Genomic DNA, 14,248 nt, shown 5'->3' with positions numbered 1-14,248 from the left:
ACGATGAGCCTGCATCAGGGAAACGACCAGCTTGGCATTGCAACAGCCCCGCGCACCGTACGCATCGAACGGCTGCTTCCCGGTCCGGTGGAACGCGTATGGGCCTATCTCACCGACGCGGAAAAGCGCGGAAAATGGCTCGCCAAGGGGCCGATGGCGGGCCATGCCGGCGGACCGGTGGAACTGACCTTCCGCCATTCCGAATTGTCCACCGCGCCCACCCCGGAAAAGTACCGGAAATATGAAGGCCACCGGAATATCGGGAAGGTCATACGCTGCGAGCCGCCGACATACCTGTCCTTCACATGGGAAGAGGGCAATGGCACGGCATCGGAGGTGAGTTTTGAACTGCAGGCGGCCGGCGACGACACCCTGCTGACCCTCACCCACAGCCGTCTCGCCGATCATGGCGCCATGGTCAGCGTCGCCAGCGGCTGGCACACGCATCTGAGCGTGCTGATCAACGTGCTGAACGGGGCCGAAACCGCAGATTTCTGGGCGAAGCTGGAGCACCTCGAGGCTGAATATGACAGGGCGCTGCCCGCGTGACATTTTCGCTGCGTCAATGCTGGCGCACCACATTCCCGGAAGGATGACCTCGCATGAAACCGCGCTATGAAGGCAACCACAACATCGCCATGAAAGTTCCGCCGCACCAGTATGAGGCAACGGTCGCCTTCTACCGCGATGTGATCGGCCTGAAACCCCTCGACAACCACCCTCCCCATGTCGGGTTCCATTTCGGCTCGAACCAGCTGTGGATCGACCGGGTGCCCGGCATGAGCCAGGCGGAACTGTGGCTGGAAATTGCTGCGGACGATGCCGGTGCGGCGGCGGCACACCTGAACGCTGCCGGCGTTGTCCGCTGCGATGCAATCGAGGCGCTGCCGGAGGGCCACCGGGATTTCTGGATTGCCAGTCCCTGCCAGATCGTCCACCACATATCGCAGAAGGGTGAAGGGTGGTAAGCGCTGACCGGCTACTGTTGCCCAATCAGCGCTTGAACCTGCGCTCGAGCAGCAGGACCGTTTCGCCGGTATAATCGGCCGTGCCAATCCGGGCGAAGCCGGTCTTTTCCGCCACCCGGAGCGAAGCGGTGTTTTCCGGCGAAATGATGCACAGGGCCCGGTCCTGCCTGAAAAAACCGTCGCCCCACGCCGCAGCCGCCGCAAGCGCTTCACTGGCATAGCCCTTGCCGTGGATTTCCGGCGCGAGGACCCAGCCCATCTCCGGCGTGTCGCCGAAGGGTGGTTCGATATCACGCAGGAAATTGGCAAAGCCGATATCGCCGACATAGCGGCCCGTGGCCTTGTCCTCCACCGCCCAGAATCCATAGCCGTTCAAGGTCCAGAGACCGGCATATTTGAGCAATCGGCCCCAGGAAGCCTCGCGGGTCGACGGCTTGCCTGAAATGAATTCATAAACCGCCGGTTGCGTCCACAGGCTATGCAGCGCCTCAAAATCTTCCAGCCTGTGTGCGCGCAGAATGAGGCGTTCGGTTTCAACGATAGGCGTGGTGGTGGCGGTCATGGGGATTCCGTCTTCAGCAATGATATTGGGTTTTCTGGAGATTATTGTGCATCAAGTCAAACGGCTTATCGCGTAAGCATGTGCTTACCTTACTGGCATTCCGGCATCACACTTCGATCGTCTGCAAGGCGGCAGCGATCCGGGCGGCCAGCCGTTCCGCCACCTCTTCCTTGCTCATGTCGGGCCACTCTTCGACACCGGAACGCGTGACAATGCGCACGGCATTGCGGTCGCCGCCCATCACGCCGGTGGCGTGGCTGACATCGTTGGCAACAATCCAGTCGGCGCCTTTCTTGTCGAGCTTCTTGCGTGCATTGGCGAGCAGGTCCTGAGTCTCCGCAGCAAACCCCACCACGAGGCGCGGGCGCTGCTTGCTGTGCCCGACCCCGGCGAGAATATCGGGATTTTCCACCATCTGCAGGGCTGGGGCCGCCGCACCCGGCTGCTTCTTGATCTTTTCGCCCGCTTCGTTTGCCGTGCGCCAGTCGGCGACGGCCGCAACCATCACAGCCGCATCGGCGGGCAGCAACCGTTCCACGGCATCGCGCATGTCGCGCGCGGATTCCACGTGGGTGACCGACACGCCCTCGGGGTCGGCGATGGTCACCGGCCCGGAGACCAGATGCACCGTTGCACCCAGCCGCGCCAGCGCGGCGGCGATGGCATGTCCCTGCTTGCCGGAAGAACGATTGGCGATATAGCGCACGGGATCGATGGGCTCGTGTGTCGGGCCGGAGGTCATGACAATGGTTTTTCCGGCGAGCGGCTTCGGCCCTTTGTCGAGACACTTTTCAATCGCGGCGACGATCTCCAAAGGCTCGGCCATGCGCCCGGCACCCGCCTCGCCGCTTTCGGCCATCTCGCCGCTGTTCGGCCCGACAAAGCGGATGCCATCATTGGCAAGGGTCGTTCGGTTGCGCCGGGTTGCCGGATGCGTCCACATTTTCGGATTCATGGCCGGTGCAATCAGGACGGGCTTGTCGGTTGCCAGCAGTACCGCCGAGGCGAGATCGTTGGCCAGACCGCCCGCCATTTTTGCCATGAGATCCGCCGTTGCCGGAGCCACAACAATGAGATCCGCTTCGCGCGACAGGCGGATATGCCCGACATCGTGCTCGTCCTCACGGGAGAACAGATCGGTAAAGACCTTGTCCGCGGCCAGTGCACCGACGGATAGGGGCGTGACAAACTCTTCCGCTGCCTTCGTCAGCACCGGGCGCACATGCGCACCACGCTCGCGCAGGCGGCGGATGAGGTCGAGACATTTATAGGCGGCAATGCCGCCGCCGATGATGAGAAGAATATGCCGCCCCGCAAGCGGTCCGGTAGCCAACGCTGATGAAGGTGCCGAGACCTGGGTGATGGAAGGGCCGGCATGCACATCCAGCGCCGCAAGCAGGAGGCGCACCTCCTCTTCCATCGACCGGCCGTGGGCGGCGGCGCGCAGCCGCAGCTTTTCCTTGGTCGCATCATCGAGATTGCGGATGGTTATGCTCGCCATGATTGCACTCCGAGAACAAAGACTGCATAAAATGCAATCATTGCAATCACATTAACGCAATTGAGCTCAGAAAAGAAGGGCGTAAGTGATGATAACCAGACAGATTGCAATCACCCATAGGGCAACGCGGCCGGAGCGGGTATGCCGCGCCTCCGCCTTGCCGATGGCCTTTGCCGTCTCGTCATCGAAGCGGAAACCCTGCTCCGCCATCCGGTCCATCTCTTTCGACAGGCGGTCGGCCCGTGCAACGAGCTCGGGCGCCTGACGGGCGAGATGCAGCAGGGCGCCGACGCCCTCACGCGCATCGGCAAGAATTCCCTGCGGGCCGAGATTGCGGCGGATCCAGTCGCCCACGACAGGTTCGGATGCTTTCCACATGTTGAAATGCGGATCGAGCGTGCGGGAGACGCCTTCCACCACCACCATGGTCTTCTGCAGCATGACCAGTTCCGGCCGGGTCTCCATATCGAAAAGCTCGGTGACCTCGAACAGCAGGGTCAGGAGCTTGGCCATGGAAATGGTTTCGGCGGGCTGGCCATGGATGGGTTCGCCAATGGCGCGGATGGCCTGGGCAAAGCTCGCCACATCATGGTGATGCGGCACATAGCCCGCCTCGAAATGCACCTCGGCGACACGGACATAGTCACGCGTGATGAAGCCGTAGAGGATTTCCGCGAGAAACCGCCGCTCCTTCTTGCCGAGCCGCCCGGTGATGCCGAAATCCACGGCAACGATGTGCCCGCGATCATCGACGAACATGTTGCCGGGATGCATGTCGGCATGAAAGAAGCCATCGCGCAATGTATGGCGCAGGAAGGACTGGATCAGTGTTTCGGCAAGACCGACAAGATTATGACCGGCGGCGCGCAGGCCATCGATATCCGACATCTTGATGCCGTCGATCCACTCGAGCGTCAGCACATCGCGCCCCGTGCGCTCCCAATCAACGGTCGGCACGCGGAAGCCCGGATCGTCCTTGGTGTTTTCGCCGATTTCCGAAAGCGCAGCCGCTTCCAGCCGCAGATCCATCTCGATCCGCGTCGTCTGCGCCAGGGTGCGCGTCACTTCGATCGGACGCAGGCGGCGTGTTGCGGGCACGTAGCGCTCCTGCCACTTTGCCACGAGGAAGAAGCTTTCCAGATCGTTGTTGAAGCGCTGGCGCACGCCCGGCCGGACAACCTTGACGGCGACCTTGCGGTCCTCGCCGCCTGTTCTGACATAGGCGGGGTGAACCTGCGCAATCGATGCTGCGGCAATGGGTTCGCCCAGGTTGACATAGAGATCATCGACGGGACGGCCGAGCGAACCCTCGATGGCCTTGACCGACGCTTCCATCGGGAAGAAATCAAGCTGATCCTGCAGCAGCGCCAGATCGTCAGCCACTTCGGTGCCGACCACATCCGGCCGCGTTGCCAGGAACTGGCCCAGCTTGACATAGGACGGCCCGAGCTTGTTGATGGCGCGCGACATGCGCTCGGAACGACGGGCCGTGCGGGCGCGCCGCCTTGCCAGCAGCCCGGCGATGCGGTGGCCGAATGCGGGAAGGCCGCTCAGGCCTTCGGCGGGCAGTGCGGAAATAACGCCTTCGCGCGTCATGATCCATCCGGCCCGGATCAGGCGAAATGTTGCGGTAAACTTACTCATTCAGAACGTCACAATTTCCAGCCGGAATGCAGGGCAGCGATACCGCCGGTAAAGTTGCGCCAGCTCACCCGCTCGAAACCTGCCGTGCGGATCATCTCGGCGAAATCCGCCTGGCGGGGGAATTTGCGGATAGATTCCACCAGATACTGGTAGGAATCCGCATCCCCCGTGACCGCCTTGCCGATTTTCGGAATCGCATTGAACGACCAGGCGTCGTAAATCTTGTCGAGAACCGGCAGTTCCACTTCGGAAAATTCAAGGCAGAGGAAGCGGCCGCCCGGCTTCAGCACACGATAGGCTTCCGCCAGAGCGCGGTCGATATGCGGCACGTTGCGGATGCCGAAGGCGATGGTATAGGCGTCGAAGCTGGCATCCTCGAACGGCAGTTCCTCGGCATTGGCTTCAACAAACTCGGTATTATCGGCAAGGCCTTTTTTCGCCGCGCGATCACGGCCGACGCCCAGCATCGAGCCGTTGATGTCGAGCACGGTGGCGTGGGCATTGCGATTCGAAGCCTCGATGATGCGGAAGGCGATATCGCCCGTGCCGCCGGCGACATCGAGTGTCTTCCAGTTCGATGTCTTGGACGGGGCAAGCCAGGCGATCATCGAATCCTTCCAGACGCGGTGCAGTCCGCCGGACATCAGATCGTTCATCACATCGTAGCGCTTGGCGACGCGGTGAAACACGTCATTGACGCGTGTCTGCTTTTCTCCGTCGCCGACATCCTGAAAACCGAAGGACGTTTCCATGCCGCCATGGGCACCGGTGCGTTGCTGGCTCATTGTGCTACCTGCTGATCTCTTTTGCGGGCGGAGCATAGAAGATTGAAACGCAGAAGGCTATTGTCTGTTGCGCGATGAAGCGACGCGCTGCACATTTTGTCGAATGGAGACCGCCCATGGTGTTGAAGGCCGAACTGCATTGTCACGTCGAAGGCGCCGCCTCTCCCGCCCTCGTCGAGCGAAAAGCCGGCAAATATGGCGCCGATGTTTCGGCCTTCATCGTCGACGGCCGGTTCGTCTGGCACGACTTCACCTCCTTCCTGCGCGCCTATGATCAGGCCTCGGCACTGTTCCGCACGCAGGAGGATTATGCGGATCTGACCGAGGATTACCTGTTGTCCCTCAGCGCGCAGGACGCGATCTATTCGGAAGTATTCATCTCCACCGACCATGCGATCAGCGCCGGGCTTTCGCCGCGCGCCTATATCGAGGGGCTGGCGGAAGGCATGCGGCGCGCCAAGGCGGCCACCGGCATCGAATCGCGCATGATCGCCACGGGCCTGCGCCATAAGGGTCCCGATGCGGTGATGGAAGCAGCAAGATACATCGCCGAAAACCCGCATCCGCTGGTGACCGGGTTCGGCATGGCTGGCGACGAACGCATGCACCACCCCAGGGATTTCGCCCGGGCTTTCGATGTCGCCCGCGATGCCGGCCTCGGCATCACCGTGCATGCGGGCGAGCTTTCCGGCTGGGAAAGCGTTGCCGACGCGCTCGATGCGATCAGGCCGTCACGCATCGGCCATGGCGTGCGCGCCATCGAAAATCCGGATCTGGTGCGGCGGCTGGCGGAAGAACAAATCCTTCTGGAATGCTGCCCCGGCTCAAACATTTCGCTGCAGGTCTATGCCGATTTCCCGTCCCACCCCTTCCCCATGCTGGCCAAGGCCGGCGTGCCGGTCACGCTGAATTCCGACGACCCGCCCTATTTCCATACGGACCTTGCGCGGGAGTACGATATCGCCGCCACGTTCTTCGGTTGCGACGACGACGCCTTGACGAAGATCACGCGGACAGCGCTCAAGGCCGCCTATATCGATGAAACCACGCGAAACGCCCTGATTGAGCGCCTCGACGCCGACAAAACTGTGCGTGCCGGGGATGCGGACTTTGCGGGATCGGTTGCAAGCAGCTAAGGTCGGGGAAAATTCGAGTAGGAGTTCTCCATGGGCGTTACGATCGTTTCCCATCCGCTTGTCCAGCACAAGCTCACCATCATGCGCGACAAGGATACATCCACGGCGGGATTCCGGCGGCTGCTCAAGGAAATCTCGCTGCTGCTCTGCTACGAGGTGACACGCGATCTCGAACTGACCACCATCCGCATCCAGACCCCGATGATGGAGATGGATGCGCCGGTGCTGGAAGGCAAGAAGCTGGTGTTCGCCTCGATCCTGCGCGCCGGCAACGGCCTGCTCGAAGGCATGCTCGACCTGGTGCCCGCCGCGCGCGTGGCGCATATCGGCCTTTATCGCGACCACGACACGCTGCAGCCGGTGGAATATTACTTCAAGGCACCCGAAGATATCGTCAACCGGCTGATCATCGTCGTTGACCCGATGCTGGCGACCGCCAATTCGGCCATCGCGGCAATCCAGAAGCTGAAGGATCGCGGCGCAACCAATATCCGCTTCCTCTGCCTGCTTGCGGCACCGGAAGGCATCGAGCGCTTCACCAAGGCCCATCCGGATGTGCCGGTATTCACCGCGGCCATCGACAGCCACCTGAATGAAAAGGGCTACATCATGCCCGGTCTTGGCGATGCCGGTGACCGCATGTACGGGACGAAATAGGTCTGCTGCAAGAACACCGTGCGTGGTTCGACAAGCTCACCATGAGGGAGAGCGAGGATTGCAGCCAAACCACTTCCCTCATGGTGAGCTTGTCGAACCACGCACAACGATCGTGCCGGGAGAACGTTACCCGCCAATGCGCCGCAGGACGGGATTGACCGTGCGCGGCTTGCGGCCGGAGAAACCATAGGCGGCAAGAATGGCGCGGGCACCCGCCTCGGCATCGCTCTGGCTGCGCGCTTGGACAAGGGCAATCGGATCGCCCGTTTCCATCAGCGCACCGACCGGCTGCAGCGCCGTGATGCCCACCGCGTGGTCAACCGGGTCCTGCGGGCGGATGCGCCCGCCGCCCAGTGCGACAACGGCGACACCAATCGCCCGGGTTTCCACCGACGCGACATATCCTGCCTGCGGTGCCTTCACTTCCAGTGTCACCGGGGCAACCGGCAGATAATGGCGGACGCGGGAGACGAAGTCGGTGGGTCCGCCAAGCCCGGCAACCATGCGGCCAAAAACATCAGCCGCCTTGCCTGAATTCAGGGCTTCCCGCGCCCTGTCCATGGCGACCTTGGGACTGGCGGCAAGCTTGGCCGAAACCAGCATTTCCGCAACCAGCGCCAGCGTCACCGCTTCAAGGCGTGGATCCCGGAGATCGCCGGTCAGGAAATCCACGGCATTGAGCACTTCCACGGCATTGCCCGCCGCCAGCGCCAGAGGCTCGTTCATGTCGGTCAGCAAAGCGGTGGTGGTCAATCCCGCGCCGCTTGCCACCGCGACAATGCTTTCGGCCAGGGCCACCGCATCGCGGCTGCGCGCCATGAATGCGCCATTGCCCGATTTCACATCAAGCACCAGCGCGTTGAGCCCGGCCGACAGTTTTTTCGACAGGATGGACGCGGTGATCAGCGGGATCGATTCGACCGTGGCTGTAACATCGCGGATGGAATAGAAGCGCTTGTCGGCAGGCGCGAGATTGGCGGTCTGGCCGATGATGGCGCAGCCGACCTCGTGCACGACCTTGCGGAACAGCGCATTGTCCGGCTGGCTGCGATAGCCGGGGATCGAATCCATCTTGTCGAGCGTGCCGCCTGTATGGCCAAGGCCGCGCCCGGAAATCATCGGGACATAGGCCCCGCACGCGGCGGCAATGGGCGCCAGCATCAATGAGACATTGTCACCGACACCGCCGGTCGAATGCTTGTCGACAGCCGGGCCCGGCAGATCGGACCAATCGAGAATATCGCCGGAATCGCGCATGGCGAGCGTCAGGGCGACGGCTTCGTCGCGCTTCATGCCGTTGAAGAACACCGCCATGGCAAAGGCGGCAACCTGCCCTTCGGTGATGGCGCCCGAGCTCATGGCGTTGACGAAGGCGGTGATATCCGCCGCATCGAGCGCATGCCCATCGCGTTTGCGGCGGATGATTTCCTGCGGCAGCAACATGATCAGCCGATCTCCCGGACCAGCGCCCGGATAATTGTCTGCAGGCGCGCACCGCCCTTCGGCGCGACATCCTTGGTTTCCTCGTGCGAGAGTTCCGCTCCGGTCATCCCCGCACCGTAATTGGTAATGACCGAACAGGCGGCAACCCGCAGGCCGAAGAAGCGGGCGAGAATGACTTCAGGCACCGTCGACATGCCAACCGCATCGGCGCCGAGCGTGCGTGCCATGCGGATTTCCGCCGGTGTTTCGAATGAAGGGCCGGAGAACCACATATAGACACCCATCGGCAGCTTCTCGCCCACCTCACCGGCGGCGATGACAAAGGCATCTTTGAGCTTCCTGTCATAGGCAGCCGTCATGCCGACAAAGCGCTGATCGGAGGCTTCGCCGATCAGGGGATTGAGCCCGGAATAGTTGATGTGATCGTCAATCAGCATGACGCTGCCCGGCGCGAGGTCGTGGCGCACCGAGCCCGCCGCATTGGTCAGGATCAGCATTTCGATGCCAAGGTCGGCCAGCGCCGCCATGACCGGGCGCATGACCGCGGCATCGCCCTTTTCGTAGTAGTGGGCGCGGCCCGCCAGCATCAGCACCGGCTTGCCGGAGAGATAGCCGGCAACCACTTCCCCGGCATGGCCGGAGACACCGCTGTGCGGAAAACCCGGCAGATCGGCATAGGGAATGCGGATGGCATTCTCGACCGCATCCACGAGGGAACCCAGACCGGACCCGAGGACGAGCGCGACACGCGGCGCCAGACCCTGCAACTTGTGGATGAGCGCTCCGGTGGCAGGCGCAATCATGCGGCACTTCCTTTTCCCAGAACTTCCGCTTCAAAGCCGTAGGGGAAAATCTCCTTCATCGTCAGCGTTTCGACGACGCCGTTGTTGTCACACAGGTGCAGGCGCGTCTCGGGACCGGCGAACTCCGCCAGCCGCTGGCGGCAGCCGCCGCAGGGCGTGCATTTCGCCTTCTTTTCTGCAACCACAAGAATATCAGTGATTGTACCGCCGCCGCCCATGACGAAATGCGACAGGGTGGTGGTTTCGGCGCACCATCCCTCCGGATAGGAAATGACTTCGATGTTGCAGCCGGAATAAATCCGGCCATCGCTGGTGCGCACGGCAGCGCCCACCGGGAACTGCGAATAGGGCGCATGGGCTTTCTGCATGGCCGCAAAGGCGGCATCGAACAGGTCTGTATTCATTCTATCGCTCTTTCACATAGGCCACACCACCCGCCTTGGGCGGAATTGCCTTGCCGATGAAACCGGCCAGCAGCACGATGGTGAGAATATAGGGCAAGGCCTGCATCAGCTGCACGGGAACCTCACCGATGAGTGGCAGGGGATGCCCCTGCATGCGGATGGCAATGGCATCGAGAAAGCCGAAGAGCAGGCAGGCAAACATGGCATGGACCGGCCGCCACTTGGCGAAGATCAGGGCGGCGAGCGCGATATAGCCCTTGCCTGCGGTCATATCCTTGACGAAACCCGCCCCTTGCGCTGTTGCCAGATAGGCACCGGCGATGCCGCAGAGCAAGCCGCAGCAGATCACCGCACGGTAACGCAGCCACGGCACGGAAATACCCGCCGTATCCACCGCCGCCGGGTTCTCGCCGACCGCGCGCAGGCGCAGGCCGAAACGCGTGCGGTACAGCACCCACCAGGTGAACGGCACCAGCAGGAAGGCGAGATAGACCAGCACGGAGTGGCCGGAAATCAGCTCGGAATAGATCGCGCCGATGACCGGAATGCCGTTCAGCGTTTCCACGCCCGGCAGGTCGATCGGGTTGAAGCGTGCGGCATTGGGCAGCGACGGCGTGCGCCCGCCCTGCTGGAACCAGGCCTGGCCGAGAATAACGGTGGTGCCGGCGGCAATGAAGTTGATGGCAACGCCCGAAACGATCTGGTTGCCGCGATGGGTGATGGAGGCAAAGCCATGCACCAGCCCCAGCGCAACGGAAACCACAACGGCCGCGAGCAGCCCGGCATAGGCCGAGCCTGAATAGGTGGCCGCGGCGCCCGCCGCAAAGGCCCCGGCCAGCATCTTGCCCTCCAGACCGATATCGAAGATGCCCGCACGCTCGGAATAGAGCCCGGCAAGACAGGCCAGCAGCAGCGGCACGGAGAGGCGGATGGTCGAATCGAGAACCTGCAGGACGACGGTGAAGCTATCCATTATTGACCTCCCTCGGCGGCGACGGCCGGTGTGGACTGGCGCTTCGTGCGGGCGAACCGCTGCAGGAGGCGCAACAGGGTCGGGCGGAACATGTGCTCCAGCGCGCCGGCAAACAGGATCACCAGGCCCTGAATGATGACGATCATGTCGCGGGAAATATTGGGCATGTCGAAGGCGATTTCCGCACCGCCCTGGTAGAGCATGCCGAACAGGATGGCGGCGAGAACGATGCCCGCCGGATGCGACCGTCCCATCAGCGCCACGGCAATGCCGACGAAACCGGCGCCGGCGACGAAATCAAGCTGCACGCGGTGCTGCGCCCCCATGATCGGGTTCAGCGCCATCATGCCGGCCAGCGCGCCCGATATCATCATGGTGATGACGATGATCCTGACCTCGCCGATACCGGCATAGCGCGCGGCCTTGGGGCTGTAGCCCATGGTGCGGATTTCATAGCCGAGCTTGGTGCGCCAGATGAGCACCCAGACAAGGAAGGCGGCAACCAGCGCCAGGAGGAAGCTGATGTTGAGCGGTGCGGAGCGCATGTTCAGCCCGATCAGGCTGAGCAGCCAGCCGAGGCCCGGCAATTGCCCGCCATCACCGAAGACACGGGTTTCCGGTGCCTGTGTGCCCGACGCCTTGAGATAGCCAACCAGCAGATAGACCATGATGCTGGCGGCGATGAAGTTGAACATGATCGTGGTGATGACCACGTGCGAGCCGCGCTTGGCCTGCAGCCAGGCCGGAATGAGGGCCCAGAGCGCGCCGACCAGCCCCGAGGCAATGATGGCCAGCGGAAAGGTGATCCACCAGGGCAGGACATTGCCGAGGCCAAGGCCGACCACCGCAACGCCGAGGCCGCCAATATAGGCCTGCCCCTCGCCGCCGATGTTGAACAGGCCGCAATGGAACGCCACGGCGACGCAAAGACCGGTGAAAATGAAGTTCGTCGCATAATACAGCGTGTAGCCGACACCATCGCCGGAGCCGAAGGCGCCCTTGACCATCAGGACGGCGGCGTCGATCGGGCTTTCGCCGACCAGCAGAACGACGAGGCCCGCAACAAAAAAGGCCACGATCAGATTGATCAGCGGCAGCAGGCCATAGTCAGCCCAGGCGGGCAGTTTGGCAAAGGGCTGGCTCATGGCAGGGCCTCAATGATGGCGTCGGAGGTGGAGATTTTGGCATATTCGCCATCAAGAACGGACAGCGCCAACGCGTGAACATCTTCCGCGCTCCAGCTCTTGCCGCGATGATCGGTGCGATCGATGCTGGCCACGGCGTCCTCGGGGACGATGACCTCAAAGCCGAGATTGGCCGCCATGCGCACAGTCGCATCAACGGAGTTTTCGAGAAGGACACCCGTTACCACGAGGCTGTGCACCTGCAGTTCATCGAGAACATCCATCAGATCGGTGCCAATGAAGGCATTGTTGGTGCGCTTGTCGACCACGGGCTCGCCCACCTGCGGCGCCACCTCGGGCTTGAAATCATTGCCCGGCGTGCCGGGGCGATAGGGCGATGCCGGATCGGTGGAATCATGCTTGATATGGACGACCGGCAGGCGGCGCTCCCGCCATGCGCCGAGCAGCCGGGCAATCTGCGCCTCGGCGTCCGGCTGGCCGCGGCGGCCCCATTTCGGATCATCGATGGCATTCTGCACATCGATGACGAGAAGTGCCTGGGTGGTGGTCATTCCGCCGCCTCCTGATTTTCAACACCGGCCATCAGAAGACCCAGCTCACCTTCGCTCGCATCCGCGTCGCGCTCTCCGACGATGCGTCCGGCAAACATCACCAGAATGCGGTCGGACAGGGAGCGGATTTCATCCAGCTCAACCGAAACGAGCAGCACGGCCTTGCCCGCATCGCGCATCTCGATGATCCGCTTGTGGATGAATTCAATCGCACCAACGTCAACACCGCGCGTTGGCTGGCCGATGATCAGCACACCCGGATCACGCTCGATCTCGCGGGCCAGCACGATCTTCTGCTGGTTGCCGCCGGAAAAATTCGCTGTCTTCAGGCGCGGATCGCTCGGGCGGATGTCATATTTCTCGATCTTCTTGCGTGCATCGGCCTTGATGGCGTCGATATCGAGGAATGGCCCATTCAGATAGAGCGGATCATCGTGGTAGCCGAGGATGGAATTCTCATATTCCTCGAAGGCCAGAACCAGCCCCATGTGATGCCGGTCTTCCGGCACATGGGCAAGGCCGCGATCACGCAATTCGCCCGGATCGGCCGCGCCCGTAATATCGATGACCTGCCCGTCCAGGAGCACGCGGCCGGACACGGCCGTGCGAATGCCAGCGACCGTCTCGATCAGCTGCGACTGGCCATTGCCCGCCACACCGGCAATGCCGACGATTTCGCCGGCGCGAACCGTGAAGGACGCATTGTCGACCATGACCACGCCGCGGCTGTCGCGCACCGTGAGATTTTCCACCGAGAGCTTGACCTCGCCCGGCTTGGCTTCGCCTTTCTGCACCCGCAGGAGAACCCGGCGTCCGACCATCAGTTCGGCCAGTTCCTCGACCGTCGTCTCCGCCGTCTTGCGCGTTGCCACGACCGAGCCCTGGCGCATGACCGAAACATTGTCGGTGACGGCCATGATCTCACGCAGCTTGTGGGTGATGAGGACGATGGTTTTGCCCTGCGCCTTGAGCTGCTCCAGAATACGGAACAGGTGGTCGGCTTCAGCCGGTGTCAACACACCGGTCGGCTCGTCGAGCACCAGAATATCAGCGCCGCGATACAGGGCTTTGAGGATTTCAACGCGCTGCTGCAGACCGACCGGCAGTTCCTCGATCAGGGCATCGGGATCGACATCCAGCTGGTATTCCTGTTCCAGCCGCTTCAACTCGGCGCGGGCCTTGGCAATGCCGCGCTTCAGGAGCGGCGCGCCCTCGACGCCGAGCATGACATTTTCAAGCACGGTGAAATTTTCAACCAGCATGAAATGCTGATGCACCATGCCGATGCCCAGCCCGATGGCGGCATTGGGATCGCTGATCCTGACCGGCGCACCATTGATGCGGATTTCGCCATTATCGGCCTGATAAAACCCGTAGAGAATGGACATGAGCGTGGACTTGCCAGCGCCATTTTCCCCGATAATACCGTGAATAGTGCCTTTTTCGACGCGCAAATGAATGTCGCGATTGGCGTGAACTGCACCAAACCGCTTATCAATTCCAACAAGTTCAATCGCCGGTTCTGCCATGTCCCCATCCGCTGTTGATCAGCTTTTTATCGTTCCGAACTTTTGACCCTAGAGCAAAGAAAAATCAAATGGAACCGGTTCCGTTGGGTCCCCGATTGCTCGTTCACCGGATTTTTTACTTTTTAGTCAAGAATTGCACATTTCCCG

The 14,248-nt window shown here is 62.0% G+C and carries 15 protein-coding genes; 4 read left to right on the top strand and 11 right to left on the bottom strand.

Translation table 11 applies throughout. From position 1 onward, the window contains the following. Positions 1 to 3 precede the first annotated feature (3 nt). Together ACIQWS_RS00260 and ACIQWS_RS00255 are read left to right on the top strand one after the other, a co-directional pair. Complete coding sequence (locus tag ACIQWS_RS00260) at positions 4 to 549, top strand: SRPBCC family protein (RefSeq protein ID WP_346308387.1); 546 nt, start codon at positions 4 to 6, stop codon at positions 547 to 549. A gap of 53 nt (positions 550 to 602) precedes the next feature. Continuing rightward, entirely contained in the window at positions 603 to 968 is a 366-nt protein-coding gene (locus ACIQWS_RS00255) for a hypothetical protein (RefSeq protein ID WP_346308386.1), read from the top strand. Positions 969 to 993: 25 nt separating this feature from the next. On the opposite strand, the gene ACIQWS_RS00250 is transcribed toward ACIQWS_RS00255, so the two are convergent. The 4 genes from ACIQWS_RS00250 to ubiE form a co-directional block, all read right to left on the bottom strand. Then, positions 994 to 1,530, bottom strand: a complete 537-nt coding sequence (locus ACIQWS_RS00250) for a GNAT family N-acetyltransferase (protein WP_403169115.1) — start codon at positions 1,528 to 1,530, stop codon at positions 994 to 996. A 106-nt stretch (positions 1,531 to 1,636) separates the two neighbouring features. Next, a complete protein-coding gene (gene coaBC, locus ACIQWS_RS00245; RefSeq protein ID WP_403169113.1) occupies positions 1,637 to 3,031 on the bottom strand; it encodes a bifunctional phosphopantothenoylcysteine decarboxylase/phosphopantothenate--cysteine ligase CoaBC in 1,395 nt (464 codons plus the stop codon). 66 nt (positions 3,032 to 3,097) lie between these two features. Continuing rightward, a complete protein-coding gene (gene ubiB / locus ACIQWS_RS00240) occupies positions 3,098 to 4,675 on the bottom strand; it encodes a 2-polyprenylphenol 6-hydroxylase (RefSeq protein ID WP_403169111.1) in 1,578 nt (525 codons plus the stop codon). Between the two features lie 8 nt (positions 4,676 to 4,683). Then, the gene (gene ubiE, locus ACIQWS_RS00235) at positions 4,684 to 5,460 is read right to left on the bottom strand and encodes a bifunctional demethylmenaquinone methyltransferase/2-methoxy-6-polyprenyl-1,4-benzoquinol methylase UbiE (protein ID WP_346308383.1); all 777 of its coding nucleotides are present in this window, start codon (positions 5,458 to 5,460) and stop codon (positions 4,684 to 4,686) included. Between the two features lie 116 nt (positions 5,461 to 5,576). Between ubiE and ACIQWS_RS00230 the strand changes: the two genes are divergently transcribed. Next, complete coding sequence (locus ACIQWS_RS00230; protein ID WP_403169107.1) at positions 5,577 to 6,596, top strand: adenosine deaminase; 1,020 nt, start codon at positions 5,577 to 5,579, stop codon at positions 6,594 to 6,596. Between the two features lie 30 nt (positions 6,597 to 6,626). Continuing rightward, entirely contained in the window at positions 6,627 to 7,253 is a 627-nt protein-coding gene (gene upp / locus ACIQWS_RS00225; protein ID WP_105733928.1) for a uracil phosphoribosyltransferase, read from the top strand. Between the two features lie 126 nt (positions 7,254 to 7,379). On the opposite strand, the gene deoA is transcribed toward upp, so the two are convergent. The 7 genes from deoA to ACIQWS_RS00190 are packed head-to-tail and all read right to left on the bottom strand — an operon-like array spanning position 7,380 to position 14,101. Next, positions 7,380 to 8,693 (bottom strand): thymidine phosphorylase, encoded by a 1,314-nt coding sequence (gene deoA / locus ACIQWS_RS00220; RefSeq protein ID WP_403177313.1) that lies wholly within the window; start codon positions 8,691 to 8,693, stop codon positions 7,380 to 7,382. Between the two features lie 5 nt (positions 8,694 to 8,698). Then, entirely contained in the window at positions 8,699 to 9,499 is an 801-nt protein-coding gene (locus ACIQWS_RS00215) for a purine-nucleoside phosphorylase (RefSeq protein ID WP_403169104.1), read from the bottom strand. Next, positions 9,496 to 9,903 carry a cytidine deaminase gene (locus ACIQWS_RS00210; protein ID WP_288192614.1) on the bottom strand — a complete coding sequence of 136 codons (408 nt, stop codon included), beginning with the start codon at positions 9,901 to 9,903 and terminating at the stop codon, positions 9,496 to 9,498. The genes ACIQWS_RS00215 and ACIQWS_RS00210 overlap by 4 nt, the downstream gene beginning before the upstream one ends. A gap of 1 nt (position 9,904) precedes the next feature. Then, positions 9,905 to 10,876, bottom strand: coding sequence for an ABC transporter permease (locus ACIQWS_RS00205; RefSeq protein ID WP_223612324.1), 972 nt, complete (start codon positions 10,874 to 10,876; stop codon positions 9,905 to 9,907). After that, entirely contained in the window at positions 10,876 to 12,021 is a 1,146-nt protein-coding gene (locus ACIQWS_RS00200) for an ABC transporter permease (protein ID WP_403169100.1), read from the bottom strand. The genes ACIQWS_RS00205 and ACIQWS_RS00200 overlap by 1 nt, the downstream gene beginning before the upstream one ends. Next, positions 12,018 to 12,572, bottom strand: coding sequence for a cysteine hydrolase family protein (locus tag ACIQWS_RS00195; RefSeq protein WP_403169097.1), 555 nt, complete (start codon positions 12,570 to 12,572; stop codon positions 12,018 to 12,020). Before ACIQWS_RS00195 ends, ACIQWS_RS00200 begins: the two co-directional genes overlap by 4 nt. Further along, entirely contained in the window at positions 12,569 to 14,101 is a 1,533-nt protein-coding gene (locus tag ACIQWS_RS00190) for an ABC transporter ATP-binding protein (RefSeq protein ID WP_223612327.1), read from the bottom strand. Before ACIQWS_RS00190 ends, ACIQWS_RS00195 begins: the two co-directional genes overlap by 4 nt. Positions 14,102 to 14,248: the final 147 nt, after the last annotated feature.

Origin of the sequence: Phyllobacterium sp. NPDC097923 (assembly GCF_044760925.1) — a bacterium.
GTDB lineage: Bacteria > Pseudomonadota > Alphaproteobacteria > Rhizobiales > Rhizobiaceae > Phyllobacterium > Phyllobacterium calauticae.
The sequence above is the reverse complement of the archived record's forward strand: the minus strand, read 5'-3'. Positions and strand labels throughout refer to the sequence as shown.

Coding starts and splice junctions, on each gene's coding strand:
- ACIQWS_RS00200 (WP_403169100.1), bottom strand. CDS start 12,021: ATGAGCCAGCCCTTTGCCAAACTGCCCGCCTGGGCTGACTATGGCCTG.
- ubiE (WP_346308383.1), bottom strand. CDS start 5,460: ATGAGCCAGCAACGCACCGGTGCCCATGGCGGCATGGAAACGTCCTTC.
- ACIQWS_RS00190 (WP_223612327.1), bottom strand. CDS start 14,101: ATGGCAGAACCGGCGATTGAACTTGTTGGAATTGATAAGCGGTTTGGT.
- ACIQWS_RS00205 (WP_223612324.1), bottom strand. CDS start 10,876: ATGGATAGCTTCACCGTCGTCCTGCAGGTTCTCGATTCGACCATCCGC.
- ACIQWS_RS00210 (WP_288192614.1), bottom strand. CDS start 9,903: ATGAATACAGACCTGTTCGATGCCGCCTTTGCGGCCATGCAGAAAGCC.
- upp (WP_105733928.1), top strand. CDS start 6,627: ATGGGCGTTACGATCGTTTCCCATCCGCTTGTCCAGCACAAGCTCACC.
- ACIQWS_RS00195 (WP_403169097.1), bottom strand. CDS start 12,572: ATGACCACCACCCAGGCACTTCTCGTCATCGATGTGCAGAATGCCATC.
- ACIQWS_RS00250 (WP_403169115.1), bottom strand. CDS start 1,530: ATGACCGCCACCACCACGCCTATCGTTGAAACCGAACGCCTCATTCTG.
- ubiB (WP_403169111.1), bottom strand. CDS start 4,675: ATGAGTAAGTTTACCGCAACATTTCGCCTGATCCGGGCCGGATGGATC.
- coaBC (WP_403169113.1), bottom strand. CDS start 3,031: ATGGCGAGCATAACCATCCGCAATCTCGATGATGCGACCAAGGAAAAG.
- ACIQWS_RS00215 (WP_403169104.1), bottom strand. CDS start 9,499: ATGATTGCGCCTGCCACCGGAGCGCTCATCCACAAGTTGCAGGGTCTG.
- ACIQWS_RS00230 (WP_403169107.1), top strand. CDS start 5,577: ATGGTGTTGAAGGCCGAACTGCATTGTCACGTCGAAGGCGCCGCCTCT.
- ACIQWS_RS00255 (WP_346308386.1), top strand. CDS start 603: ATGAAACCGCGCTATGAAGGCAACCACAACATCGCCATGAAAGTTCCG.
- ACIQWS_RS00260 (WP_346308387.1), top strand. CDS start 4: ATGAGCCTGCATCAGGGAAACGACCAGCTTGGCATTGCAACAGCCCCG.